We start from the raw sequence: 26,224 nt of genomic DNA, 5'->3' as shown, positions 1-26,224 counted from the left end.
TCAGCTTTTCCAAATTTTTAAAGAGCATATTAATTAGTTATTCCGAAGAACAAGCACTAATTAACAATCATCTGTGTGGACACTACGAACAAATAAGTTCTAAATCGTATAAGGAGGTGATCCAGCCCCAGGTTCCCCTAGGGCTACCTTGTTACGACTTCACCCCAGTCATGAATCACTCCGTGGTAAACGTCCTCCCGAGGGTTAGACTATCTACTTCTGGAGCAACCCACTCCCATGGTGTGACGGGCGGTGTGTACAAGGCCCGGGAACGTATTCACCGCGTCATTCTGATACGCGATTACTAGCGATTCCGACTTCATGGAGTCGAGTTGCAGACTCCAATCCGGACTACGACGCACTTTAAGTGATTCGCTTACCTTCGCAGGTTCGCAGCACTCTGTATGCGCCATTGTAGCACGTGTGTAGCCCTACACGTAAGGGCCATGATGACTTGACGTCGTCCCCACCTTCCTCCGGTTTATCACCGGCAGTCTCCTTAGAGTTCTCAGCATTACCTGCTAGCAACTAAGGATAGGGGTTGCGCTCGTTGCGGGACTTAACCCAACATCTCACAACACGAGCTGACGACAGCCATGCAGCACCTGTATCAGAGTTCCCGAAGGCACCAAACCATCTCTGGTAAGTTCTCTGTATGTCAAGTGTAGGTAAGGTTCTTCGCGTTGCATCGAATTAAACCACATGCTCCACCGCTTGTGCGGGCCCCCGTCAATTCATTTGAGTTTTAACCTTGCGGCCGTACTCCCCAGGCGGTCTACTTAATGCGTTAGCTTTGAAAAACAGAACCGAGGCTCCGAGCTTCTAGTAGACATCGTTTACGGCGTGGACTACCGGGGTATCTAATCCCGTTTGCTCCCCACGCTTTCGTACATGAGCGTCAGTGTTGACCCAGGTGGCTGCCTTCGCCATCGGTATTCCTTCAGATCTCTACGCATTTCACCGCTACACCTGAAATTCTACCACCCTCTATCACACTCTAGTTTGCCAGTTCGAAATGCAGTTCCCAGGTTGAGCCCGGGGCTTTCACATCTCGCTTAACAAACCGCCTGCGTACGCTTTACGCCCAGTAATTCCGATTAACGCTCGCACCCTCCGTATTACCGCGGCTGCTGGCACGGAGTTAGCCGGTGCTTCTTCTGTCAGTAACGTCACAGCTAACGGGTATTAACCGTTAACCTTTCCTCCTGACTGAAAGTGCTTTACAACCCGAAGGCCTTCTTCACACACGCGGCATGGCTGCATCAGGCTTGCGCCCATTGTGCAATATTCCCCACTGCTGCCTCCCGTAGGAGTCTGGGCCGTGTCTCAGTCCCAGTGTGGCTGATCATCCTCTCAAACCAGCTAGGGATCGTCGCCTTGGTGAGCCATTACCTCACCAACTAGCTAATCCCACTTGGGCCAATCTAAAGGCGAGAGCCGAAGCCCCCTTTGGTCCGTAGACATTATGCGGTATTAGCAGTCGTTTCCAACTGTTGTCCCCCACCTCAAGGCATGTTCCCAAGCATTACTCACCCGTCCGCCGCTCGTCAGCAAAGTAGCAAGCTACTTTCTGTTACCGCTCGACTTGCATGTGTTAGGCCTGCCGCCAGCGTTCAATCTGAGCCATGATCAAACTCTTCAATTAAAAAGTTTTATGTCTTTCGACAGCTCAATGAATTCTGAATTTTTAATATCTTTCGATATTGAATTGACTGTGCCGAATAATTACCTAAATAACTATTCTGTTGGTCACTCAGTTTTCAATTGAGACTCTAATTTGTTTGCCTCGCTAATTACCCATAAAGAGTAAGTAGTTTGGCTGTTAGAACTCAATCTGTACGAGTGCCCACACAGATGATTGCTTTATATTGTTAAAGAACGTTTTGAGTCGCTTTAGCGCCTCAAGGGATGCGAATAATACACCCTTTATTTTTCGAGTCAATACTTTGTTTTAAACTTTCTTTTTAGAAGATTTAAAACCGAAGTTTTATTTAACTCTCTGATTAGTTCGTGCCTCGCTATGCGTTGGCCTTTCCCGTCTCAGTGGGGTCGCATTATAGGGAGATCCGAAAACAGATCAACCCTTTTTTGAAGAAAACTTGAAATAATGTGCTGTTCGCTGACTATTTGAGCTAAACAGGTTAAAAACACAACATAACTAGCAAAACATTAACAAAAAAAGGCACTTTCAGTTTTCTTATTGTCTAAAAATGCGCTTAAGCGATCTTCATATAAAGGCTTACACCCCAAATGATCAACACGATCGTTAATGAAAGTGTTACGGCTGCAGATCCCATATCTTTGGCTCTGCCTGACAATACATGTAATTCTGTACTTACTCGATCAGTTAATGCTTCGATGGCAGAATTTAGTAATTCAACTATTAGTATAATAAGCAATGAGCTTACTAGGACTGCCCAATGTAATAATGATGAGGCAAGCCAAAATGAGATAGGGAATAATATAAGGCTTAGGAGTAGCTCTTGTCTAAATGCTGCTTCTTCTTTGAATGCAGCTTTAAAGCCAAGGTAGGAGCAATAACTTGCTTTAAAAACACGCTTAAGGCCTAAGCCATTTGGTTTTAATACATCTTTCATTAATAAACTCTATGAATGAAGGTCAAAATAAAGCCCCGCACTGCGAGGCTTTTTATTTACGCTACGCCGTATTGATCACGGTAAGCTTTAACTGAAGCTAAATGCTCATCCATCGTTCCTTGGTTTTCAAGGTAACTAATAAGATCAGCTAATTTTACAATAGAGATCACTTGGGTATTAAAGTCGCGTTCAACTTCTTGAATAGCAGATAACTCGGCTTTACCTTTTTCTTGGCGATCTAATGCTATTAATACACCGCTAAGATCTGCGCCATTTTGTGCAATAATTTCCATTGACTCACGAATAGCAGTACCTGCGGTTATTACATCGTCCACCAGCATTATTTTGCCGTTGAGTTCTGAGCCTACTAATGTACCGCCTTCACCATGTGCTTTTTTCTCTTTACGATTAAAACAGTAAGGTACATCTTTATCATGGTGATCTGCTAATGCAACCGCTGTCGTTGTCGCTATTGGGATACCTTTATACGCGGGACCAAATAGTACATCATACTCTATCGCTGAATCTTCTAATGCTGATGCATAAAAACGACCTAAGCGTGCTAAGTCACGACCTGTATTAAACAAACCGGCATTAAAAAAGTACGGACTTGTACGGCCTGACTTTAAAGTAAACTCACCAAATTTTAATACCTGCTTCTCTAGAGCAAATTCTATAAACTCTTTTTGATAATCTTTCATATCGAGTGGCCTACCTATTTATGCTAATGCTTGCTTTTGTACGTCAATGATTTCACGAATAGAATGTTTAGCTAAAGTAAGTAACTCATCTAGCTCATCAAACGAGAAAGGTTCGCCTTCGGCTGTACCTTGAATTTCTATAATTTTACCTGTTTCGGTTAAAATTACATTCATATCAGTCTCAGCAGCTGAATCTTCAATGTATTCTAAATCGCTAATTGCTTGGCCTTTATATATACCAACTGAAATAGCTGCAATCATATGTTTAAGTGGGTTTGAATTAATCATACCTTTTGCACGCATATGCGTTAACGCATCAACAAGTGCAACACATGCACCACTTATAGAAGCAGTACGTGTACCGCCGTCAGCTTGAATAACGTCACAGTCAATGGTAATTGTGTTTTCGCCAAGCGCTTTTAAGTCAACAGCCGCACGAAGTGCACGTGCAATTAAGCGTTGAATTTCCATAGTACGGCCGCCCTGCTTACCACGTGCAGCTTCACGAGCATTACGCGTATGCGTTGCTCGCGGTAACATACCGTATTCAGCATTGATCCAACCTTTACCCTGACCTTTCATGAAACGAGGAACGCCCGATTCGACAGTAGCTGTACAAAGTACTTTGGTGTTACCAAACTCAACAAGTACTGAGCCTTCAGCATGCAAAGTATAATTACGTGTAAATGTAACAGGTCTAATTTGGTTAGGTGTTCTTTCGCTTGGACGCATTGACGATCCCCTTAATTCAGAATTTGCGACATTATAAGTGTATGTGGGTATAGATACCATGCTGATTTAAATAAATAGCTGTATGCAAAATATTCAGTGTATTAAATTTTCCCTAGAGCTTAAGCAGTGTTACGGTATAATCATCATAATATTGTATTTATAAATTTAGGAAAATATCCATGATCCACAGTATGACAGCTTATGCGCGTCGCGAAATAAAAGGCGATTGGGGAACTGGCACTTGGGAAGTTCGTTCAGTGAACCAGCGTTACCTTGAAACATTTATTCGTGCACCAGAGCAATTTCGTGGCATGGAACCGGTTATTCGTGAGCGTTTACGCAAACACTTACAACGCGGTAAAGTTGAAGTTTTTTTAAAATTTGTTGCAAACCCTGCCCACGTTGGCGAGCTATCAATTAACCAAGCGCTTGCCGAGCAACTAATAAATAGTGCCAAATGGGTTCAACAACAAAGTAATGGCGATATTAACCCTGTTGATATATTGCGTTGGCCTGGTGTTATGGAAGCACAAGAGCTTGATATGGATAGCGTTAATACAGCACTAATTGTTGGCCTTGATCAAGTAATAGAAGATTTTAAATCGGCGCGTGGCGATGAAGGTGCAAACCTTGAAGAAATGATAGCAACCCGTCTTGATGCGATTTTAGAGCAAGTAGAAATTGTAGAAACGCATATGCCAGAAATTGCTAAATGGCAGCGTGAAAAACTGGCTCAAAAGCTAGAAGACTTAACAGCAAACATTGACGAGTCGCGCCTTGAACAAGAACTTATTTACCTTGCGCAAAAACAAGACGTGGCTGAAGAGTTAGATCGCTTAAAGTCTCACGTTAAAGAAACTAAAAAAATCCTTAAAAAAGGAGGCGCATGTGGCCGCCGCTTAGATTTTATGATGCAAGAATTTAATCGTGAAGCTAACACGCTAGCATCTAAATCTATTAATAGCGATATTACTACTGCAGCCGTAGAGCTAAAAGTGTTGATAGAACAAATGCGAGAACAGATCCAGAACATAGAATAGTGTTTTGGCCTATTTCAACTTGTTTATAACCAATTAAAAAGCCTAGATTTTTCTAGGCTTTTTGTTTTCTACCGTTCATACTAACCCCCTATTGTACGTGTCCAAGTGGTTACCAAAGTGGTTACCAAACCGCTTGGTAACCACTTTCTATAATCCTTGGTAACCATTTTTGATGTAACTCAATGAATGTAAAAGAAATCAAAGCAAATATTAAGAGCTGTAAAACGCTTAGGTTTAGTGTTGGTGACAGCCTTTATATAAAGCCTAGCAAAGATAAAAAAAGCGGTGCTTGGGAGCTTCGATACACTATCAATAATAAACGCCACTTTATGACTCTAAAAGGTAGCAACTTTCCAGACAAGACATTATCTGACGCTCGAATTGAAGCAGCCTTAATAAATAAGAAAATTAAGAATGGTATAGACCCACTTGCCGAAAGAGTAAGACAGGGACAAGAAACTATCATAACAATGAACGATCTATTTAATGACTGGTTTAAAGATAAAAGTAAGGAAGTAAAAAATCCTCACTTGCTCGAAAGACAGTATACTAAAGATATAAAACCATACATTGGTAAGCTCAAAATTGATGATGTAAATGCACGTGATATTAGGGCTATCATAAAAGAAGTTGTAAATGATGGCCGTCCCTCTATATCTACAAAGTGCTTAAACCTATGTAAAAATCTATTTAAACATGCACAAAAACTTGATCTCACAAAGTCAAACCCTGCTGCAGCTTTTAGTCAGAATGACGCTGGGGGGCAAACCAAAAGTAGAAAAAGAGCATTAAGCCTGCAAGAAATTGAAAGTACATTTGATGTACTCAGAGAGAATTCGACTGTTTTTACCAGAGATAACTATTTAGCAATGGTATTACTTCTTGTATTTGGTAACCGTAAAACAGAGGTTACTCAAGCAAAGTGGGAAGAATTTGATTTTAATGAAAAGATTTGGAATTTAGGCACAAGAAATAAAAAAGAAGTTTATATTCAGATTCCTATTGCTGACGAAGTCATACCCATATTTGAAGAGTTAAAAATAAAATCGTGTGGCTCCGAATACGTATTCCCAGCAAGAAAAGTTAGCAAAGATGGTCATATGTGCGAAAACACTTTAAATCATGCCTTAGCTAAAATGTTTGGCAAAAGTATTAGCAAAAAATCATACCCTAACCTACTTGAGCCTAGAGGCATTAAGCACTTTACTATCCATGATTTAAGACGAACATGTCGTAGCTTATTCGCTGAACTTGGTTATGAAGGAAACGATGTAACACGTTATCTAAATCATACTATTAGTGGTGTTGCAGGTATTTATAACAGATATGATTACTTAGATGAACGAAGAAAACTTGCAAGTATAATGGCAAATCAAATACTTCCTAGAGCCAAAATATTAATGACATCTAAAGGAATTAATTTAAGTGAATAAATTTGAATTATTTCCAAAATGTACACCGCGAGAAGGTTTAAAAATTCAATCACACCCATTTTTGGTACATGCTCAAGAGCTTGGAGGGATTGATGAGGATGATATTAATTATGCTCAGTTAGAAGAAATAGCTTCACCTGTAGGTATTGAATACTTTGTAATTCACGATCTAAGGCGGTCATGCCGTAGTCTTTTGGTGCAATTAGGAGTTTCTGATAATGTAGCCGAGCGCTGTTTGAATCATAAGATTAAAGGGGTTGAAGGGGTATATAACCGATACGATTACTTTGATGAGCGACAAAAAGCGCTAAATGAATTAGCAAACGTTGTTATACCTTTAATTCAAGATAATTGAGCTTATTATGACTGCTTCAAAAACAGCTCCTATTACTGGCGTTACAAATAATGGTAAAAAGCAGCAGATTGAAAATCTAAAGAATATGGTTTTTCCTGAAATGCTTTTTAATCAGTTAAACAGTGACGCCCTAAAGCAAGATAATCATTTAAAAGTGGCCTTAGAATCTTTGTACTCAGGCATTGAGCTTCTTAAGTTAATCAAGTACCGAGTTGAAAAGCTAAAGACTAATAAAGAGCTATTTCCTAAAGATGAGCACACAATGCTTAGAGAAGTTGATAACGAGCTGAAAAATATTTCTAATACTCTGAGTTCATCTTACAACTCTAGCGAACATCAGCTAAGTGATGCTTTAACCAGTGCGCTTCTTATCGGCTATCATGCTGGTGCTCATGATATGAGAGTTAATCTGGAAAAGCATGCTGAAAGAGGTTTCCAAAAAGGTGTACTTGATACGCAAGCTGGTGGAATAAAAACAGCAGCAAAGACTGACTCACTCAAATCGCTTATATTGGAAATGGCTAATTACCTAGATTCAGTCGGAGATTACGGTAAGCTATCTAAAAAGATTCTAGCTCAAGCGATACATCCTGTTATTTACGATTTCTATATTAAAAATAAGGAGCTGGAGTGTTTTCATATATTCAAAAGATGTGAAGATACTGAAGCATATATCAAAAATCACTTGCCTAAGCCTAAGCTGATAAGTGAAAAGGGTAAGGCATATCCCATAAAACTCAGCCAGTTGCTAAAGAAAAAATACAACACTGCAGAAATTAGAAATAAATTAAAATAATTTATTCTTAAATTTCAGTTGATAACAGTAAAAAAAAGCCCTACCCACTTAGTGAGTAGGGCTTTTCTATCCTTATATTCTTTCATAATTCTCCCATCAACAATGATGAACCGGAGAAACCAATATGAACCAACTAACAGCACCAACAACACAATTCACTGACCGCCTAGTGAGAGAAGCCGAGCGCGTAAAAATCACATCAGTTTCACGAACAAGCGCATGGGCTTTAGAGAAAAAAGGCCTTTTTCCAAAAAGAAGAAAGCTTCATGCCGATAGCGATAGAGTTTGTTGGTTATTAAGCGAGCTTTTAGACTTTGTAAAATCTCGCGAAATAATAAATATGGAGCGACCTCAATGAACGAGAAAAAGCTACCAGATCTTGCTATGTATATTGACGATGCTCGAATGATTAAAAAGCCTGAATTGCAAAAGCTTCTTAACATCAGCAGATCAACACTTGGGCGTTGGATAAATTCAGGCCACTTTCCTCCACCAGCCCATGTAATAAATGGGCGATCCATGTGGCATTTTCAAGATTATAAAAATTGGCTAGCTAAAAATCACTCAAAAGCAGGTAAATAACCTGCTTTTTTTTGCCTGCTGATGACGCACTTTGAAGCAAATTGATCAGTAAAAACACGCAATCCAACAATCAATAAATACATCTTACTTATTATTTTAAAAGAGCTTTTATTTATAAAACGCTTATCCCTTCGCAGCGGATATTAAATAATATAAGAAAGATACTTACTAATAACTAAACCAAATAGATATAACAATGACCTTTAAAATAACGACAGCAAACTCAGTAAATTTTATATACAAAGATCATAGCTATCGTGTATTGCGTAGTAAAAAAGCACCACAACAAGACTTTAAAGCATTAACTAAAGTGTTTAAGCATTGTGAATGCATGCTTTCTCACTACTCTAAAGTGTTAGTAGTAAGAATAGATTTAAGTACTAAATCCTATTCTATTAATAATCAAGCATTCTTAAAGTTTATTAAAAAACAGTTATCGATACTCACAAAACAATATAGCTGCAAAGTAACCTTCATATGCGCTAGAGAAAAGGACACATCATCAAATCAACATTATCACTTAGCTGTATTACTAAGTGGGCATAAAATAAAGCATAGCAGTAAGCTAACCTACCAATTAAAGCATGCTTGGGAATCTGAAGGCCTAGGTTCGGCCTCATTCGTTAAACATCCATACTACCTAATGCAAAGGGGTAATAAGCTTAGTATAGAACCAGCTTTATACCGTTTAAGTTATTTAACTAAACGTGCCACAAAGGAAGCGAATATTAAGGCGCATAATTACTTATTTAGTAAACTTGAATACTCTAAGGAGCACGTTGGCAGACGCTTAAACGATACAATGTTTGTAAACCCAGCTATTACATATCAGCAAAATAAAGAGGCGAAACTAATAAGGTCAAATAACTCAAAAGCTGGTGGTATAGAGTCACTAAAAAAATGGTCTGGTATTAATGGTTCACAATTAATACAAACTAAACTCCATCACTTATTACAGCACAGCGATCACCCTAGTCAAGTTAATAACGATCACCTACTCTTGCAGCACTCTATGAACCGAAGCATACACATACAAGGTGATCGATCACCTTACGCGAACAGACAACATAAAACTCTATTAAGTGATCGCTTTACGTGGCATTAAAATAATATAACCCGTTGATTTATATGTTTACCCCCATGGTGGTAAGCATATAAACATTCGATTTTAGAAACTTTAAAGAAAATAAATTTTTCTAAAATCAAAGCCCATGAACCGAAAAACAACCGAACATGATCGATCATAAAAAGGCAAAAAATGAGTAAATTTGATTTAGAAAGTCTACCCAAGTGCGGGGCTAAAACACGTTCAGGCAATCCCTGTAAGCGCTTAGGCAACAAGCGTAATGGTCGATGTAAATTGCATGGTGGTCGCTCTACAGGTGCAAAAACAACTGAAGGCAAACGTGCCGTACGTACTAACCCTATCAAAAATGGAGCTGGTTGGAACGTCATACAAGGCTATGATCCAGAGTTAAGTGAATACTCTATCGAAGCATATCTTCAGTTGTTCGATATGGCTAAACTAAACGATACAGATAGCAGCGAGTTAAACGCATTAATAGCGCAACACAGAGTTGCATTAGAATGCTTTAAATATCGCGTTCTTGAGTGCTATGGCGTGGATAGCTTTATTATTATCCAATCGGCTCTTGATGCATATTACAAAGATACTGATAGTCAACACCTCCATTTTCATATCCACACGAAGGTAGTAAAAGCTCCCTATTTCCACCAGCATATGAGTGAAGCAAGAAAGCAATTTTTACTTATTAATAAAGCCTTTAAGTTTAATTGGTAGTAACCGTCAACGGTTGACGGTTTGGTTTTTTAAGCTAAACCGTCTTATATAAATAATGCAATGCCTATGAAATATTGATAATTTTTATTAGCTATATAGCTAACATTGGAGTTATATACTAATATACTAGCCATATAGCTAACATTCAATAAGTGAATATATGTCGAGTAGAGCAGATATTGGCAAACAAATAAGTACTAGCAGGAAAGCTTTAGGCTACACACAACAAAAACTATCAGAGATCGCGGGAATTAATAAAACAACGATTTCCGAGATTGAGAACGGTCGCTTTACTGGTTCATTCGATATATTTGAACGACTGCTTGATGCAGTTGATTTACAATTTGAAGTTACTTCAAAACAACACTCTCTACCAGACTGGGATACCATTGAAGATATATTCTCGGAGGATGACTAATGAGTGACGTGGTCAACTAAATTCAGTCACCCTAGTTAAGAAACCATATCTAATGTTTCGATTCGTTCTTCAAAGTCATTTGGGCTTTGATAATTTAAGTGCGAATGTAAGCGACGACTGTTGTACCACATACAGATGTAATTCATTACATCCTGTTGAGCCTCATAACGCGTTGGGTAGTTTTTCCAATGCACGCGCTCTTGCTTCAAACTACCGAAGAAGCTTTCTGCAACAGCATTATCCCAGCAACAGCCTTTCTTACTCATGCTACCAATGAAGTCATTTGACTTGAGCAATTTACGATATTGGTGGCTTGCATATTGAACCCCTTGATCTGAATGGATAATTAACCCTGTTTTGGGCTGGCGTTGCCACATCGCCATAGTCAGTGCGTCACAGACAAGCTGCGCTTTCATTCGTGAGCCCATGCTCCAACCAACGACTTTTCGCGAATATAAATCAATCACTACCGCCAGATACAACCAACCTTCTGCAGTCCAAACATAAGTGATATCTTGTACCCAGGCTTGATCAGCTGCTTCAACGTTGAAGTTTTGCTCAAGTACATTGGGATAAATAGGCTTATTATGCTCACTATTCGTTGTCACTTTGTATCTCTTTTTATAACGCACCCAGACATTTGCCTCTTTCATTAGCTGTGCTGTTTTGTAACGACTCACCGGAAAACCGAGTGCATTTAAGACTTTCTGAATACGCCTTTCACCGTAAGTATTATCACTGAAGTGCGCTATGTCCTTGACACAATCAATCATTTCTTGATGTGTTGGATCCTCTGATTTAGTTGAGAATCGCTTTTGATAACTATAGTAATTGTTACTTTTTACACCCAGTATTCGGCACATTGTCGCCACAGGCCAGGTCTTCTTGTATTGGGTTATGAACGAATATTTCACTTCGTTTCTTTGGCAAAGAAGACCGTCGCTTTTTTTAATATTTCACGCTCCATTTCTAGGCGTTTCACTTGCGCTTTTAGCTCTCTGATCTCTTCTTGCTCAGGGGTTAAATTACCGTTCCCTCTAAAAGCATGCCCATCATCATTTTCAGCTTCTTTTATCCAGCGACCAAGCATGTTGGGATTTACCCCTAAATTTCTAGAGGCTTCTGCTTGTGAGTAGTTTTGCTCAACAACTAATGCGATAGCATCAAGTTTAAATTCTTTGGAATACTTTTTACGTTTTGTCATTATCGATCTCCAGTTAAGTTGATTATCTCTTAACTGGGGTAGTCGAATCCATTAAACCACGTCAGAGTGTCACACCACAGCTTCCAAATAAAATTACAAATATAACAGTATGCACTGACTATACTGAAGTTGGCGTACTAACACATGGCTCAGTACATCACTACCAGCCAACACAAGAAAACCTACACGTGTCACTTACTATGACTAAAAAAGGCATGGATGGTTACTCATCGGGTTCTCTTCACCCTATATTTTCACAAAACTTACCAGAGGGCTTTAACCGTCGATTCATTGCAGAAAAACTAGCGAGATACGCCAAAGTAAACGACATGTATTTACTTGCCTTACAGAGCACACAAGGCATTGGCATGCTTTCATATAAAAGTGAGCTTACCTTACCAGAGGCTGAGCCTGTATCTTTGAGCGATATTTTGACTTATAACAGCAATGCACCACTTTTCCCTCAGTTATTAGAAAAGTACTACCTACAAAACTCGTTGGCAGGCGTACAACCTAAAGTAAGCATACCTAATGCCTCAACCATTAAAACCGATAGAACAATTCCGCAGAAAGATTTAATAGTGAAGTCATTCGATACCGAGTTTCCATTACTTACGGTAAACGAGTTTGTATGTATGGAGGCCGCTCGCCATTGCGGCCTTGAGCCACCAAAGACATACTTGTCTGAAAATTTAGAAACGTTCGTTGTTGAACGCTTTGATAAAACAAGTGACGGAACTAAGCTCGGTTATGAAGATTTCACAACCTTACTAAAAAAAACTAACGACCCCGACGCTAAATACACTGGCAGCTACGAAACCTTACTCAAAGCTACTTATATATATACAAACAGCCAAGCCGAAGTAGAAAGGATGTACAAGTACATTGTATTTACCTGCTTAATTGGTAACGGCGATGCCCATCTAAAAAACTTTGCCTTGCAATATACACCTGATATGAAAAACATATATCTCTCACCACCGTTTGATATAACACACACAAAAATATACGAAACCATCGATAATAAAATGGCACTCAAATTGGCTAACAGCAAAGAGTTTCCAGACGTGTCTTATTTACTAAAGTTGGCTGAGGGCACTCACTTTAAAATTAGAAAAGCCAAAGAGATAATAGAATCTCTCAGCGACGGTATTATTGACTACCTTAAACACTCTAACGAAGTACAGCTACTTGATGGATTACGTGCATCAATTGAAAGCTCAGTATCAAATACAATGACGCCTAGCTATTCAACTAAAAGCTACCGCCACGACAGAATTAAAAAGTTTGAGTAGCTGCGTAGCTGCAGTGCTCTTTAATTACTTTACGCAGCATCAATAAACATGAGTAAGGTTTGTGTAGATACATAAACCGTCAACCGTCAACCGTCAACCGTTGACGGCTTACACAAAACACGACTACAGCCCTTTAAAACCCTGTCATAAACGTATCTACAAAGCGTTTAAATTTATCGGTAATAATGGGCAGTACTTTTTTGCGTTGTAATAAGCTGGGTTTGGTTTCTAGTACGTCAGCGAAGTCATCCCTTAATGGCATTTCGTCACTTAGCTCATAACGGGTTACTAACTTTTCTAAGCGTTCTTGGTTTAGCTTTTGCTCTTGGGCAAACTTCTCAAGCTCTAGGCGCTTTTCTTTTTCCCAATATAGCTCAAACTCTTCATCAACGTCAGCGCTGGCGGGTATGCCTTGTAGGTGCTCGTCCATAAACTTATCTATTAGTGCTTTTTTACTTAATAAGGTTGGGTCTGTGGCTATTAGGTTTGCTATTACTTGGCGTTTACGGGCTTTTTCGTCCGTACTTTCTTCACCGTGTAACTCTCGTAATAACTGCAAAATATAGGTTACGTTTACTATATCGCTGTGTAGTAGCTCTAGTTCAAAATCAACGTCATCTAAAACCGATACTTTTTCTTTACTTGAATTCTCACGTAGCTGCCTGCCAAGGTCGGCATACTTACTCGTATAATCCTGAAACTCTTGCTCGCCCATGGAGGTTGAGTCCATATCAAAGTCAGCAAAGTTGCTTAACATATTCTTTAAGCGCATAAGCTCACGAAACTGCCTCACAAACAACGCCTGAGCCTCTTCGTCAGGTAAAGCATCTACTGAATCAACGGTAGGCGTAATTGCCATTAGCGCTTCATAGGCGCTGTTAAAATCAGTAAGCAGCTCATTATACGAAGGTGTTTCTATGTATTCTTTAGGCTGCTTGTTCGAAAATAGCGTAAAAGCCGTGTCGGCAGCTTTTTTAAGGTTTCTGAAGCACACTACGTTACCATGCGATTTAGTCTCGCCCAATAAACGGTTAGTGCGCGAAAACGCTTGTACCAAACCATGATATTTAAGGTTTTTATCGACATATAAAGTATTGAGTTTAGGAGCATCAAAGCCTGTTAAAAACATATTCACCACCAGCAATATATCAATCTCTTTGGCTTTAACGCGCTTAGATATATTTTTGTAGTAGTCTTCAAATAACTTACTGTCTTTGGTGGAGTAGCTTGTACCAAACATTGTGTTGTAGTCGTTGATGAATGAGTCTAACTTATCGCGGCTATGTAGTTTAACGGCTTGTCCTTCGTTTAAATACTTGGCTGATATTTCTTTAATTTGCGCATCATCATTACCTAATTCATACTCTTCCTCTTCATTGGCCTCGTAGCTAAATATGGTGGCAATTTTAAGGTTGTGTTTGCCTTGTGCTTTTTTACTCGCAAACAACTCATAGTATTGAATAAGCTCTGCAACACTTGATACGCAAAACATAGCGTTATATTCACGGCTATGCGTTTTACGGTTATGTTGGGCAATAATGTAATCGGTTATTTTATCTAAGCGCGCAGGCGAGGTTAAAAGCTCTTTTGTGTCAATGTCTTCAACTTCAATATCTAGGTTGTTGTTAGAGCCATCTTTGTACTGATAACGCCCAACGTACTCAATAGCAAACTTAAGCACGTTAGCGTCGCGTATTGCATCCACAATTACATACGGATGTAAGCATTCACCAAACAAATCTTTAGTGGTGCGTTTAACTGAGTTTTTAGCAACGGCGTTGTCGGCAAATATAGGCGTACCCGTAAAACCAAACAACTGCGCGTTATTAAAAAATTCGGTAATATTTTTATGCGTATCGCCAAATTGACTGCGGTGGCACTCGTCAAATATAAACACAATGCGCTTATCCTGCAGGTTTTGCATTTCTTTTAAATAGCGCTGTCTAGTCACCACGTTATTAAGTTTTTGCAGCGTCGTGACCACCAGCTTAGTATTACGGCTTTGGTTGACCTTTTTGCCTTTCATTGGCTTATCTAACAGCTGGTGGAATAACATACTGGTGTTGTCGGTGCTGTCTACAGAGCCTTTTACAAACGCATTAAACTCAAGCGCAGTTTGGTAATCTAGGTCTTTACGGTCTACCACAAATACTACTTTATCAACCTCACTCAGCGAGGTCATAATTTGCGCCGCTTTAAACGAGGTTAATGTTTTACCCGATCCCGTTGTATGCCAAATATAGCCGTTATCGGTTGTGGTTTTAACTTGCTCTACAATCGCCTCTACTGCATAAAACTGGTACGGTCTAAGCACCATTAAGTACTTACCTGTTTCATTAAGCACTATGTACTTGGTGAGCATATGCGTTAAGTGCGAAGGCGTTAAAAATGCTTCGGTAAAGTCATGTAACTGGCTTATTTTATTATTTTCATTATCAGTCCAGTCAAAGGTTTGCTTAGCCGACATTTCACTGTTGTTAGAAAAGTACTGGCTATTAACCCCATTCGACATTACAAACAGCTGCACATAGTTAAACAAACCATGGTTGGCATGAAACGAATGCTTTTGATAACGTTTAATTTGGTTAAACGCTTCTTTTAGTTCAATACCACGGCGTTTTAGCTCTATTTGTATCAGCGGCAAGCCATTAACCAATAGCGTTACATCGTATCGGTTAGTGTAGGTGCCCTTTACTGTAATTTGTTGCGCCACCTGAAAGCTATTTAGCTGCGGCTCATCAAACAACAACGTTAAGTGTCTGCTGTCGCCGTTATCAAGTGTTACATCAAGCTGGTCGCGCAGTGTTTTGGCTTTTGCAAATATATTACCTTTACCAAGCTTACCCAATATTTGCGTAAACTCAGTATCGCTTAACGTGCAGCCATTCACTTTTTCAAGCTGCTGCTTAAGATTGACCTCAAGTGCGGCATTGTCCTTTAAAATAACGCGCGTAAAGCCTTGCTCGCTAAGCTGTGCAATTAAGTTATCTTCTAATTGTTGTTCACTTTGATAATTCATTTATACCTACAATTCCTTGGTGCTAGCCTTGTGTAATACATTCATAGCTTGTTGCTAATCTTTATGTAACTTATAACCCTGCTCAGGGTGATTCGGTATTGTTGGATAGGCCAAAAATAATACCTGCTCTTTAACCATTTTACTTAAGTAGTTACGCCTTAGCGTATCGGGCTTCATTCCTAGCAGCTGCGCTATATCACCCAACCTTAAACAGTGCGGCTGTGCTTCTTCACATAGGGCTATTATTGCTTGTTCTACCTCAGACTTCTGTTTTCTACTTGAGGCTGCTCGTACTTGCTCACCTATAACCCATAGTGAACTCCATAACTCATCAGCTGCAGCTGTCTCTACTTCTGTATTGTCTTGGTCCGGAGTATTTAAAGCTAGGTCCGGACCTTCATTGCTTAACTCCGGACCTTCAGTATCTAGGTCCGGACCTTCGCTATTTAACTCCGGACCTTCAAACAGTGAAAGCTGATCTAACTTCGCAGAGGCTACAAATGTAATACTCTTACCTGCATCATTATCAGGTGTAGGGATTTGTATCCCTTTTAAGTGATATATCTTGCCTCTATGCTGACCTGCCGACTCTAAGTACCCAGCATTAACTAACTGACTTAACGCAAGTGTCACTTCTCTCGTATGCTCTGAGGTCAACGAACAAATACGCTCGTGATTAAACCATGACTCAGTAATGGCGGTAATCAAAATAGTCCGTTTAAGCTCGCTCAGCTTCTTATAACCACTACCAAAGGTATCTGTAAGGCGCTTATCAAGCTCAGGCGATACAATATTAACCATACGCAACTCTAAAAAGGTTTGATTCAGCTCATCCTTTTCGTACATATGCGGTGGCTGCCAGTTTTGCGCTTTACAGTTACTGTATATTTTAGGAATACCCGACCCTGCTTTTTCGCTTAAACCAATATTTAAAAACATTTGATGAATAGCAGGGTTTCGGCACTGGCTATTACCCCCCGCCTTAGCCTCATGCACAGGTATACGCATTAAGCCTGCGTTTCTAAAGCCGATAAAGTCAGGGTGTTTTTCAATTAAAATATTACTTTCGGTATTAAATTCTGCATGTGCGAGTGTATTAACGAGTGCTTCACGAATAGCCTCATGCGCAGGAGTGGTATCTTGTCGTTGGCCGTCATCGGTTAAACTAAAGCCTACTTTTAAATCTGCCGTAAGCTTACGATAAACCTTACGATAAAAATCAAAAGCATTTCCCGACCAAGAGCCATCAGTATAAATTCGGTCTATCCAGCGGTGTGTGCTGTCGTCTTTTTCTTGATAATCGAGTGCAAAACTAGGCAACGCATCTTGAATAGCATCCCACTTACCAAACATCACTAAGCCAGCAAGAGTTAAACCCGCTTTGCCTGTTGCGCGGTCTTGTTGCCAGCCACGTATTGAGCGCAAAAACTCTTGGTCGCTCAATTCTAAAAAAGGGTGTTGTGGCTTGGCATCAACAAACATTTGCCTGTAAATGCGCAGGCTCTCGGGGTCTATGTCATCAAGAGTAAAATGCTCTAAAATACGGTTGTCGCGCACTTCTTCTTGCTCTGCCAGCATTTTATTTACTGCCGGTGGCAAACACTTTTGATCGGCCTCGTAACGGCGCTGATAGGTCCCATTAAGCGGGTTTGCATTAATAAATACAGGGCGGCTTTCGCGCGGGGCGCGTGGTACAGTAATCGCAATAACTGACTTGCCTTCTAGTGTTTCAATGCGCACGTCGCTTTCGCTGAGCAAATTAATACTCACTTTATTGGGATTATTAACAATATCCCAAATATTCTTAATAAGGGGCGCAGGGTTTATTATACCCTCAACTGCAAACGTGCCTTTTTTTTCTTTAATGCCCAATAAAATTAAGCCACCACGGGTATTGGCAAACGCGCTATAGGTTTCCCACATATCATTAGGCACTGCACCATGGCCATCTCGGCCACCAGCCTGCTTGCACTCAACCTCTACGCTTTCTTGCAAAGTTTGAATATCAATAATGTTCGCTATTGGGTTATCGTTAATTTTATTAGTCATTATTTCTCACACAAACATTTGCTGTAGTAAGCCTTTTTTAAATAGCTTAGTCTGTTCAATTTGCTCGTTAACAGCGTCTATTTTTTTATCGAGTGATTGTAAAAATTGCGCTATTTTTTGTTGTTCTTCTATACATGGGAAAGGAACTCTAACCTGATAAAAGTCTTTCTCACCAATATTTAATAGCCCATCCATACGAGCAGATGATGAAATTAATCTTCTTAGTTGTTTATCCAAATATTTCATCGTAAATAATTGAGCAAAAAAACCTTCTACACCGTTATATAATTTAAAGCTTCGGTATACAAAAGGAATCAATGCCTCCTCAGCTTCTAACTTATAAATACAGCCATAGGTATAACTTTTAGAGTTGCCACGATTATATGCAAACTCCCCTCGTTTTAAATGAATGTATTTATTTAAGCTAGTACCTGCAATAACTTGACTAAACCTGTCATTTTGGTGAAGAAACCCTCTACCTGCAGAAATAGTCATAACATTATCAATTACTCTGTCTGTTTTACGCTTTATTGGTTCAGCAATATCAATCAACTTAAGCATATTCCAATCCGGAAAAGCTTTTCCCTCATCGTCTTTAAAGCATATTTTCTGACTGAAAATTTGTTGTATTACGCCTTTTTTATAGTTTTTTAATAGTCGATGCTTTTCAGTGAGCTGGCTAATTTTAGTATCTACAGAAGTAAGGGAGTCAGCAATCTTAGTTTGTTCAATAATATTTGAAGGCAATACCACTGGTAGGCTTTTAACCAACCCAGCGCTTAAATTTTTTTGCCCTCCTTCATTTGCTAGATTTCGGATGTTTTCATACTGAGATTGTAAATAGTAAAAAGTGAATTTTGTATTTACATCTTCTGACTGCAAAAGAATGGCCGCGCATGCTTGGTTCGTTGTAGCTTCTATTTCTAAAACAGAGACTCTACCTCTGGTTATCCCCTGTCCATATAATGCAAGTAGTATGGTTCCCTTTGGAAATAATTTTGCAGAACTATTTTTTAAGCCTAAATCTGTAATGTACTCATCTGCCGCTGTAATATCTTTAAAATTTATTTGTGAAGTTGTGACCCAAGGAATATGACCATTCCAATAATCAGCTTTCGCCCTGCTAGGTGTGCCGCCGGAAGTAACTTTTGCGATTTCATCAATAATTTTAGGTAAATACTCAGATTTAAATTTGCTAAACCTTAATGCCGGTATCATTCACACACCTCAAATGGCACTTCAATACCTAATTCATCACAAAAACCTGCAATTGTTTTATCTGTTTCAAGCATCGCTTTATCATTTGCAAGCAACTGCTTTGCAACTTCACTCAAATCAATAAGCTCTTCATCTTCAAAGGTATCTACGTAGCGCGGAATATTAAGGTTGTAGTCGTTTTCAGCTAAATCGACTTGCGTAGCGGTAAAAGCATATTTATCAATGACACCGCGTTTACTTACGGCATCTAAAATACGCTGTAAGTCTTCTTCACTCATTACGTTGTTATTAGTGCCTTTTTCAAAATGGTTACTGGCGTCTATAAACAATACGTTATCGTCGGCTTTACGGTGTTTATTTAGCACCAATACACAGGTAGGAATTGACGTGCCAAAAAATATGTTAGCGGGTAAGCCAATTACCATATCAAGGTAGTTTTTTTCTTTAATAAGGTGTTTGCGTATATGTCCTTCGGCAGAACCACGAAACAACACGCCGTGCGGTAGCACCACCGCCATTGTGCCGTTGTCGTCAAGCTGGTGGATCATGTGTTGTACAAAAGCAAAGTCGGCCTTGCCTTTTGGTGCCAGCTTACCGTAGTCGGCAAAGCGCTCGTTATTCATGTGTAGCGGGTTGGCAGACCAATCAGCCGAAAATGGCGGGTTAGCTACTACGGCGCTAAAGCGTTGCTCAAGGTGTGCAGGAACTTCTAGCGTGTCGTCGTTTTGAATGTCGAACTTAGTGTAATGCACGTCGTGCATAATCATGTTCATACGCGCTAGGTTATACGTACTTGGATTTTGCTCTTGCCCGTAAAATTTTAAATCGAGGTTGTTAGCCTCTTTAGCAACACGTAACAACAATGATCCAGAGCCACAGGTAGGGTCGTAAACCGATTTTATGTGCGGGTTATTTAAGGTGACTAATTTTGCCAGTAACTTTGACACCATTTGCGGCGTATAAAACTCGCCAGCTTTTTTACCCGCGCCACTGGCAAACATACCAATAAGGTATTCGTAAGCGTCGCCAAGTATGTCTATTTCGCTACTTTCTAGGTGAAAATCGATATTATCAAGGTGCTCTAATACTTTGGCTATTAACTTGTTACGCGCATCCGGTGTTTTCCCTAACTTGTTAGAGGTTAGATCTAGCTCGTCAAACAAGCCATTAAAATCGTCGGCGCTGTCTGCGCCCATGGTGCTTTGTTCAATATGGTTAAGTACGTTGGTTACATCGTCTAAAATAAACTTATCGTTAGCACCACGCTCAGCAAGTACATGAAACAGCTCTGCTGGCTTTAAAAAGTAGCCTAACTTATCAAGCGCCTCTTCTTTTACTGCCTCTAAATACTCTTGGCCTTCTGCTGTTGTTTCGTCAATTTTAGCAAATACAATACCGTCTTCACTTAGTAGCTGATCGGCATAGGTATTGAGCTTATCAGACAGGTATTTATAAAAAATAAGCCCAAGTATGTAATCGCGAAAGTCATCAGCCGACATATTGCCACGTAAGCTGTTAGCAATATTCCAAAGCTGTTTTTTTAATTCTTGTTGGTGTTGTTGAACCATTGTTGAGTGTTCTCTTAATAGGTTGCGTAGAGGTTCCTACTAGCACGCCGAGCGTACTTATTAATCTTCAATAAAGTAGTCGCTATCAAGCGCTTTTACTTCAAATACCTGTTTGGTGCTAACGCCTAAGTTATGGGTAAGCATTAACTCTGTAAGTTGTTTGCCATCTACCAGCACTATGCGCTTTTCTATTAAGCCTACATATTCCAGTGCATCTTTACTAAAGCCGCTGGTGGTAATGAATACGCCCTTTTTAGCGCGGTGCATATCAAGCGCACCCGCAAAGGCTTGTATGTCTGGTCTACCCACTGTTTTATTGGTATAGCGTTTAGCCTGTAAATATATCATTTCAAGACCGAGTTTATCTTCTTTTATTACGCCATCAATGCCACCATCTTGAGTATACTGCGTAGCTTGCCCAGCATCTTTACGTGATCCGCCGTAACCCATAGCTAGCATTAAATCGACTACAAGGTTTTCAAAAAACGCAGGCGAGGCCGAAAGCACTGCCTGTAGTATTTCGTCGCTCAAGTTAGTATTGAGTGTATCTACTGCGGCTTCTATAAGCTCTTCTGGTGTTTTGTGTGAGTTGCTATTTACTAAGCTGGTAGTGTTTTCATCTAGTGAGTCGCTAGTGTCTTTAGTGCGGGTTTTAAAGTCTAAAAACTCAGGGTATTGGCTTAAGTACTGGTTATTGATTAGTTCGCCCGTTGCTAATGCTGATAACCCTTTTTGTGTAATGTTACAAAAGGCTCTTTTAGGCTGCTCAATTAAACCCGCTTTAACAAGGTAAGTTTTAGCCCAACTTAAGCGGTGGTAGGCATAAGTTTGCTTGCCGCTAGGAATACGCAGTTTAAGCTGCTCAGCCGATAAGCTTAGGCTTTGATAAACATTTGCTTCAATCTCTTTAAGCTTTACGGTTTTGCCATTAGCTAAGCATTGCAGTAATGGGGTCATGAATGATTGGTAATCTGGTAACGACATACTATTTCCTGCCAGCCGTATTAGTTAGTAACTAAACAGCTAATCCATTGTTCTTATTAGTTGAGATAATATACAAATTAAGATTATGGGGCAAAGGTTATGTAAGCAGCTTTACTGTGCTTTATAAATAATTAACCCCTCGCAGGGCGCTGAGCTTACGGGTAGCGGGAGGGGTATTGTTAAATAAACTATAAACTTTTAGTAAAAAGTCTGAAAGTATTGTATTCACAATTAATGATTCTTTGGCTACTTAATATATTCGCCTTTGTGTTGAGCGATACTAAACAAACGGGTCTAATAAGTCTTCGTCAAATACTAAACCTTTAAGGTTGTTACTTTGGATAATATTTTTAAACTCATCAGTACAATAAACTTTTTGAGCACCTTCCAGCTTAGATTTAAATAGCAGTTTATTTTGTATATCGTCTTGCTCAAAGGTAAGTAACTCTAAACCGTCTTCGAAGCCATCTTCGTATTTGGTTAAACACATGTCTTTTTGCTCTTGCCCGAAGGTAAGCAAGTTAAACAATATCATGTTGTTGCCTTCAGCTTTAACGGGTAAAAACTCTCCAAAATTTGCTAAGCGCTCTTTTAACAACTCATATACTGGCATCTTCATTATTAAAAAATGACCTAGCCGCGATATGTCATAGTCTTGCTTTTTAGCTTTACCAAAATAGTCAAAATTTAACCCTTGAGGCCATAGATGACTAAATTCGATATTATGGCGTGCGGCCGACATAAACATCGTTAATATAGTGTCTGGCTCAAGGCCACTATGCTTTGAAAGTATTTTTGATAGTTCAACAATATTAAAGTCGATTACGTCGTATGTGTAAGCTTCGTTTTTGATTTGATATACAGTCATTATAAAGCCTTCCAGTTTTCATTTTTTGGTTCAAGTAAACCTGCAGGTACAGTACCCGTTTTTATTTTAACTTTAACGGTTCTCAATCTATTCAAAAATAAAGCTTTAGGCGTAGCCGCATTACCAAAGTTAGTATTAATCCATGTCTCATAGTTATATCTGTGTAGCTTTCGATGAGGTGGCGAAGCTGGGCTATCCCAATTTTGCTCTTTATTTTTTTCAAAATTAATTAACCATACACCGTTGATTGGATCGTTAATACCAACTCCATGTAGATGAAGGTTAAGCCTTGTTTGTAACATATTCGCTGATTGGTATTGCCCTGTGCCACAAATAATATGATGAGCCTCGTGCAGCTTAGTTGGTTTAGGCTCCCCTATTGCAGCCAAGTGACGAGCAAGCTTTTGTGTTGGATGATGCTTTTCTTGTTTTAATTGCGTGACTGTAGAGCTTGCACTCAGCTCTCGGTATTCTTTTAAATCTGTTTGTAAGCGAGCGTGAGCTGTAATTCTCTCTTTCTCTTTTTGCAAATGATTAAAATCACGAGCCATCTTATTTTTAAGATCTTCACTCGCTTTCGAGTTATTGTCAAATCTGGTGTATGAGCTCATCTTGATGCTCTGTTTGATCTTGAGTTATTCTTTCGCCGTCTTTAAATTTTACCCCTGTAATTACTTCAGCCAGTAACTTAAACCCTCGCAAGCGGTACCATTTTTTCTCTGCCGACTGCGCGAGTTTAAAAACCATCATTAAGGTGGTTGTCCGGCTGCCACAACTCTTCACTTTATGCGTTCTCAGCCTTACCGTCGCAAACGTTGACTCTATCGGATTACTCGTTCTTATGTGCATCCAATGCTCAGCAGGATAATCATAAAATGCCAGCATTTCATCTTTATCCTTCATCAAGCAATCCGTCGCTTTTGGGTATTTGACTGAGTAATTTTTAACAAATAAATCATACGCTTTATAAGCAGAAGCTCGACTCTCTGCCATCCAGATATCTTGTAAATTCGCTTTGATTTTAGGTTGCATTGATTTCGGCACTTTGTTTAGCACATTCGCGATTTTATGCACCCAGCAACGTTGATGTTGGGTTGTTGGCCATACTTTGGTGAGGGCATTCCAAAACCCCAGCGCACCATCCCCTATGGCCAATTTTGGTGGTATTGTTAGACCCTGTGAGCGCAACTGATTTAACACTTCAGTCCAGCTCTGCTCAGACTCACGAACCCCGTCAACCACCGCCAATAGCTCCTTTCTGCCCGTTTCATCTACCCCCATAATTACCAGTAAGCACAGCTTATCATCCATTCGAATTTTACTGTAAATCCCATCGGCCCAGATATACACATATCGACGTTTAGCCAAGGAACGTTTAGACCACTGCTGATACTCCGTTTCCCAGGTGGATTTCAACCGAGAGACACTATTGGCCGACAAACCTTTGGCTTGCTCGCCTAAAAGAGACACTAAAGCGGGCTGCATATCACCCGTCGAAATTCCTCGTAAATAGAGCCATGGGATCAGCTCTTCGATATTTTTTGTCCGTTTCAGATAAGGCGGGATCAAGGCACTATTGAATTTAATGCCTTCCTTTTTTCGATCCCTGACTTTAGGTATTTTGACCTCAATATCACCAAGGCCTGTTTGGATCGTACGCTCAGGCTGGTGACCATTTTTGACGATCCGCTGAAGTCCCTCGACGGTCTCATGCTGGTATTGAGCCAATAAAACAGCCAACTCAGCCTCAATCGCTTGAGCTAACAACTGCTGCGCCCCGCTTTTAAGCAACTGCTCTAACGGATTGTCTGGTTTTTCAATGGAAATAACATTATCATTTTCAGTCATTGCGATGTCTCTCTGGTTAATTGTTGATCCGGTCAAGATCAATTAACAGATTACATCGCAATGACTTTTTCTCATACACCAGAAACGACTATAGCTCCTCGCTTTCCCTTTTTGAGCTATTCGCTTGTTATGGAACTCTTTAGCTTTTAACTCATAGTTATAAATAGCCATTTCTAAGGGTGAAGGATTTTGAGCTCTCTCGGGATGGGGATACGCGTGCAGCGGTTTCATAAAACACTCTTCCTTGATTATTTGATTATGTTTGGGTGTATAATACAAAACTAAACAGTTTATCAATTTTTATGTATGTTATTCGGTACTGACTTACGCTTGCTTCTTCTTTTAGTAAAATAATCTCTATGTACCAGAAAGCGATTCCAAGTGGTTACCATGGCGGTTACTAAAAGTAAAAGGCAGGAAGTAAATACATATTAACTTATTGATAATTATAAAATTAAAAAGCATGTTCTATATTCAGATTCAAAACATAGAATAGCGTTTTAGCCTGTTTTAACTTGTTTATAACTCATTAATAAGCCTAGATTTTTCTAGGCTTTTTGTTTTCTACCGTTCTAGGGGCTGTTGATCTTTCAAGTATACTTTTTAAACAGCATCGTGAGCGGGTATAATTTACTTCGCCAAAAACAAAAAATAGCGACTCTCTATGCTAAGACTAATGTTAACAGATGAACGTTGGGAAATCCTTTACAAAGCAATGCTAAGTTCGGGGAGAATTTATGATAAGCCTGCGCATCGAGTAACCATGGAAGGAATACTCTATCGAATGCGAACAGGTTTACCATAGCGTGATTTACCAAAAGAATTTGGATGCGCTGGAGTAAGGTTTCTCGCCGATTTAACCTATGGTCAAGTAAGGGGGTCTTATCTCATGCTTTCAATATATTGGTGGATTCTGAAGACGTCGAATGGCTCTTTATCGATGGGAGTATTATCAGTGCTCATCAACATGGAACGGGTGCAGCTTCTTCAGCGACCGAAGATATAGGGAAGAGCCGAGGAGGCAACTCAACCAAGATCCATTTAGCGTAGATAGCGGCGGCTTACCTGTTTACTTTGAGTTTTCACAAGGACAAGTAAACGATATCGTTCATGCAAAAAGTTTGGTAAAAAACTCGCCGAAAGCTGAACATGTTGTCGCAGATAAGGGCTATGATAGCGACACTTTTCGTGAAAAAATAGAAAAAATGGGAGCAGATTCAACAATCCCAAGAAGGAAGAACCAGAAGAAAGGTAATAAGGATGTTGATTGGTGCTTATATAGATACAGACATTTGGTTGAGAATGCATTCGGTAGAATTAAAAATTATCGAGCAATAGCAACAAAATACGATAAATTATCGCGTAATTATTCAAGTATGATTACGCTTAGTTTTTTGATGATGTGGCTGCCAATGCATGCATGAACAATTTATATACAGCAAAGTTCAACAGATCCTAGGGCAAGGGTAATAGCATGAAAAAAAGCGGACTACTTGTAAATTTTAGTGATAAGCACGCTGGAGTTAATCTTAAACAGACTGAGAAACACTCAAAATCTAGATCGCTTTTGTTGATTCCATTTTGAGCTACTCTTACCATTCATGTCCTTGCCCTGTCAAACCATCAAAGTGTATTATGTAGGTGCTAAGCTATACCCTAAATAGTTACCATAACTAAATAAATAAATAAAACTATAATTAACTATGCAACGATCAA

The 26,224-nt window shown here is 39.5% G+C and carries 22 protein-coding genes, 1 rRNA gene and 1 pseudogene; 11 read left to right on the top strand and 13 right to left on the bottom strand.

The window, feature by feature from the left end; translation table 11 throughout:
• Nucleotides 1–109 precede the first annotated feature (109 nt).
• The 4 genes from AC0VZ4_RS01695 to rph form a co-directional block, all read right to left on the bottom strand.
• Nucleotides 110–1,645, bottom strand: a 16S ribosomal RNA gene (locus AC0VZ4_RS01695).
• Between the two features lie 571 nt (nucleotides 1,646–2,216).
• On the bottom strand, nucleotides 2,217–2,597 hold the full coding sequence (locus AC0VZ4_RS01690; protein ID WP_008139662.1) for a diacylglycerol kinase: 381 nt from the start codon (nucleotides 2,595–2,597) through the stop codon (nucleotides 2,217–2,219).
• A 56-nt stretch (nucleotides 2,598–2,653) separates the two neighbouring features.
• Nucleotides 2,654–3,298, bottom strand: a complete 645-nt coding sequence (pyrE, locus tag AC0VZ4_RS01685) for an orotate phosphoribosyltransferase (RefSeq protein WP_096792328.1) — start codon at nucleotides 3,296–3,298, stop codon at nucleotides 2,654–2,656.
• Nucleotides 3,299–3,316: 18 nt separating this feature from the next.
• Entirely contained in the window at nucleotides 3,317–4,030 is a 714-nt protein-coding gene (gene rph, locus AC0VZ4_RS01680) for a ribonuclease PH (protein WP_002958890.1), read from the bottom strand.
• Nucleotides 4,031–4,209: 179 nt separating this feature from the next.
• Here rph and AC0VZ4_RS01675 point away from each other — a divergent pair, with 179 nt between their 5' ends.
• From AC0VZ4_RS01675 to AC0VZ4_RS01635, 9 genes are all read left to right on the top strand, one after another.
• A complete protein-coding gene (locus AC0VZ4_RS01675) occupies nucleotides 4,210–5,070 on the top strand; it encodes a YicC/YloC family endoribonuclease (RefSeq protein WP_337150631.1) in 861 nt (286 codons plus the stop codon).
• Nucleotides 5,071–5,252: 182 nt separating this feature from the next.
• Nucleotides 5,253–6,503 carry a tyrosine-type recombinase/integrase gene (locus AC0VZ4_RS01670; protein WP_475440727.1) on the top strand — a complete coding sequence of 417 codons (1,251 nt, stop codon included), beginning with the start codon at nucleotides 5,253–5,255 and terminating at the stop codon, nucleotides 6,501–6,503.
• Nucleotides 6,496–6,858 (top strand): hypothetical protein, encoded by a 363-nt coding sequence (locus AC0VZ4_RS01665; RefSeq protein WP_475440726.1) that lies wholly within the window; start codon nucleotides 6,496–6,498, stop codon nucleotides 6,856–6,858. The genes AC0VZ4_RS01670 and AC0VZ4_RS01665 overlap by 8 nt, the downstream gene beginning before the upstream one ends.
• A 7-nt stretch (nucleotides 6,859–6,865) precedes the next feature.
• The gene (locus AC0VZ4_RS01660; RefSeq protein ID WP_475440725.1) at nucleotides 6,866–7,654 is read left to right on the top strand and encodes a hypothetical protein; all 789 of its coding nucleotides are present in this window, start codon (nucleotides 6,866–6,868) and stop codon (nucleotides 7,652–7,654) included.
• Nucleotides 7,655–7,778: 124 nt separating this feature from the next.
• Nucleotides 7,779–8,012, top strand: a complete 234-nt coding sequence (locus AC0VZ4_RS01655) for a helix-turn-helix transcriptional regulator (protein WP_475440724.1) — start codon at nucleotides 7,779–7,781, stop codon at nucleotides 8,010–8,012.
• Nucleotides 8,009–8,236 carry a helix-turn-helix transcriptional regulator gene (locus AC0VZ4_RS01650; protein ID WP_475440723.1) on the top strand — a complete coding sequence of 76 codons (228 nt, stop codon included), beginning with the start codon at nucleotides 8,009–8,011 and terminating at the stop codon, nucleotides 8,234–8,236. The genes AC0VZ4_RS01655 and AC0VZ4_RS01650 overlap by 4 nt, the downstream gene beginning before the upstream one ends.
• Nucleotides 8,237–8,432: 196 nt before the next feature.
• On the top strand, nucleotides 8,433–9,341 hold the full coding sequence (locus tag AC0VZ4_RS01645) for a YagK/YfjJ domain-containing protein (protein WP_475440722.1): 909 nt from the start codon (nucleotides 8,433–8,435) through the stop codon (nucleotides 9,339–9,341).
• Between the two features lie 153 nt (nucleotides 9,342–9,494).
• Nucleotides 9,495–10,037: an HGGxSTG domain-containing protein gene (locus AC0VZ4_RS01640; protein ID WP_475440721.1), complete on the top strand. Its 543-nt coding sequence runs from the start codon at nucleotides 9,495–9,497 to the stop codon at nucleotides 10,035–10,037.
• A 160-nt stretch (nucleotides 10,038–10,197) separates the two neighbouring features.
• Entirely contained in the window at nucleotides 10,198–10,455 is a 258-nt protein-coding gene (locus tag AC0VZ4_RS01635; RefSeq protein WP_024609406.1) for a helix-turn-helix transcriptional regulator, read from the top strand.
• A gap of 35 nt (nucleotides 10,456–10,490) precedes the next feature.
• Here the strand turns inward: AC0VZ4_RS01635 and AC0VZ4_RS01630 are convergent.
• Nucleotides 10,491–11,659 (bottom strand): IS3 family transposase gene (locus tag AC0VZ4_RS01630; RefSeq protein WP_475440720.1). Its coding sequence is split into 2 segments (ribosomal slippage): nucleotides 10,491–11,413 and nucleotides 11,413–11,659, totalling 1,170 coding nucleotides; the frame shifts between segments, so codons are not numbered across the junction.
• A 50-nt stretch (nucleotides 11,660–11,709) separates the two neighbouring features.
• On the opposite strand from AC0VZ4_RS01630, the gene AC0VZ4_RS01625 reads away from it, so the two are divergent.
• Entirely contained in the window at nucleotides 11,710–12,954 is a 1,245-nt protein-coding gene (locus AC0VZ4_RS01625) for a type II toxin-antitoxin system HipA family toxin (protein ID WP_475441599.1), read from the top strand.
• A gap of 133 nt (nucleotides 12,955–13,087) precedes the next feature.
• Here the strand turns inward: AC0VZ4_RS01625 and AC0VZ4_RS01620 are convergent, their stop codons facing one another.
• The 8 genes from AC0VZ4_RS01620 to AC0VZ4_RS01585 form a co-directional block, all read right to left on the bottom strand.
• Nucleotides 13,088–15,973: a type I restriction endonuclease subunit R gene (locus tag AC0VZ4_RS01620; RefSeq protein ID WP_475440719.1), complete on the bottom strand. Its 2,886-nt coding sequence runs from the start codon at nucleotides 15,971–15,973 to the stop codon at nucleotides 13,088–13,090.
• 54 nt (nucleotides 15,974–16,027) lie between these two features.
• Entirely contained in the window at nucleotides 16,028–18,022 is a 1,995-nt protein-coding gene (locus tag AC0VZ4_RS01615) for an ATP-binding protein (protein ID WP_475440718.1), read from the bottom strand.
• 6 nt (nucleotides 18,023–18,028) lie between these two features.
• The gene (locus tag AC0VZ4_RS01610; RefSeq protein WP_475440717.1) at nucleotides 18,029–19,240 is read right to left on the bottom strand and encodes a restriction endonuclease subunit S; all 1,212 of its coding nucleotides are present in this window, start codon (nucleotides 19,238–19,240) and stop codon (nucleotides 18,029–18,031) included.
• A complete protein-coding gene (locus AC0VZ4_RS01605; RefSeq protein ID WP_475440716.1) occupies nucleotides 19,237–20,808 on the bottom strand; it encodes a type I restriction-modification system subunit M in 1,572 nt (523 codons plus the stop codon). The genes AC0VZ4_RS01610 and AC0VZ4_RS01605 overlap by 4 nt, the downstream gene beginning before the upstream one ends.
• A 60-nt stretch (nucleotides 20,809–20,868) precedes the next feature.
• Nucleotides 20,869–21,792: a restriction endonuclease gene (locus tag AC0VZ4_RS01600; RefSeq protein ID WP_417655698.1), complete on the bottom strand. Its 924-nt coding sequence runs from the start codon at nucleotides 21,790–21,792 to the stop codon at nucleotides 20,869–20,871.
• Nucleotides 21,793–22,072: 280 nt separating this feature from the next.
• Entirely contained in the window at nucleotides 22,073–22,660 is a 588-nt protein-coding gene (locus tag AC0VZ4_RS01595) for a hypothetical protein (protein ID WP_197113882.1), read from the bottom strand.
• The gene (locus AC0VZ4_RS01590) at nucleotides 22,660–23,271 is read right to left on the bottom strand and encodes an AHH domain-containing protein (RefSeq protein WP_475440715.1); all 612 of its coding nucleotides are present in this window, start codon (nucleotides 23,269–23,271) and stop codon (nucleotides 22,660–22,662) included. The genes AC0VZ4_RS01595 and AC0VZ4_RS01590 overlap by 1 nt, the downstream gene beginning before the upstream one ends.
• Complete coding sequence (locus AC0VZ4_RS01585) at nucleotides 23,249–24,508, bottom strand: IS256 family transposase (protein ID WP_475439694.1); 1,260 nt, start codon at nucleotides 24,506–24,508, stop codon at nucleotides 23,249–23,251. The genes AC0VZ4_RS01590 and AC0VZ4_RS01585 overlap by 23 nt, the downstream gene beginning before the upstream one ends.
• 664 nt (nucleotides 24,509–25,172) lie before the next feature.
• On the opposite strand from AC0VZ4_RS01585, the pseudogene AC0VZ4_RS01580 reads away from it, so the two are divergent.
• Nucleotides 25,173–25,932: pseudogene (locus tag AC0VZ4_RS01580) on the top strand (IS5 family transposase).
• Nucleotides 25,933–26,224: the final 292 nt, after the last annotated feature.

The organism is Pseudoalteromonas sp. QJM3NY_22 (assembly GCF_056173065.1).
Note: the sequence above shows the minus strand (reverse complement) of the source record. Positions and strands in the feature narration are given on the sequence as shown.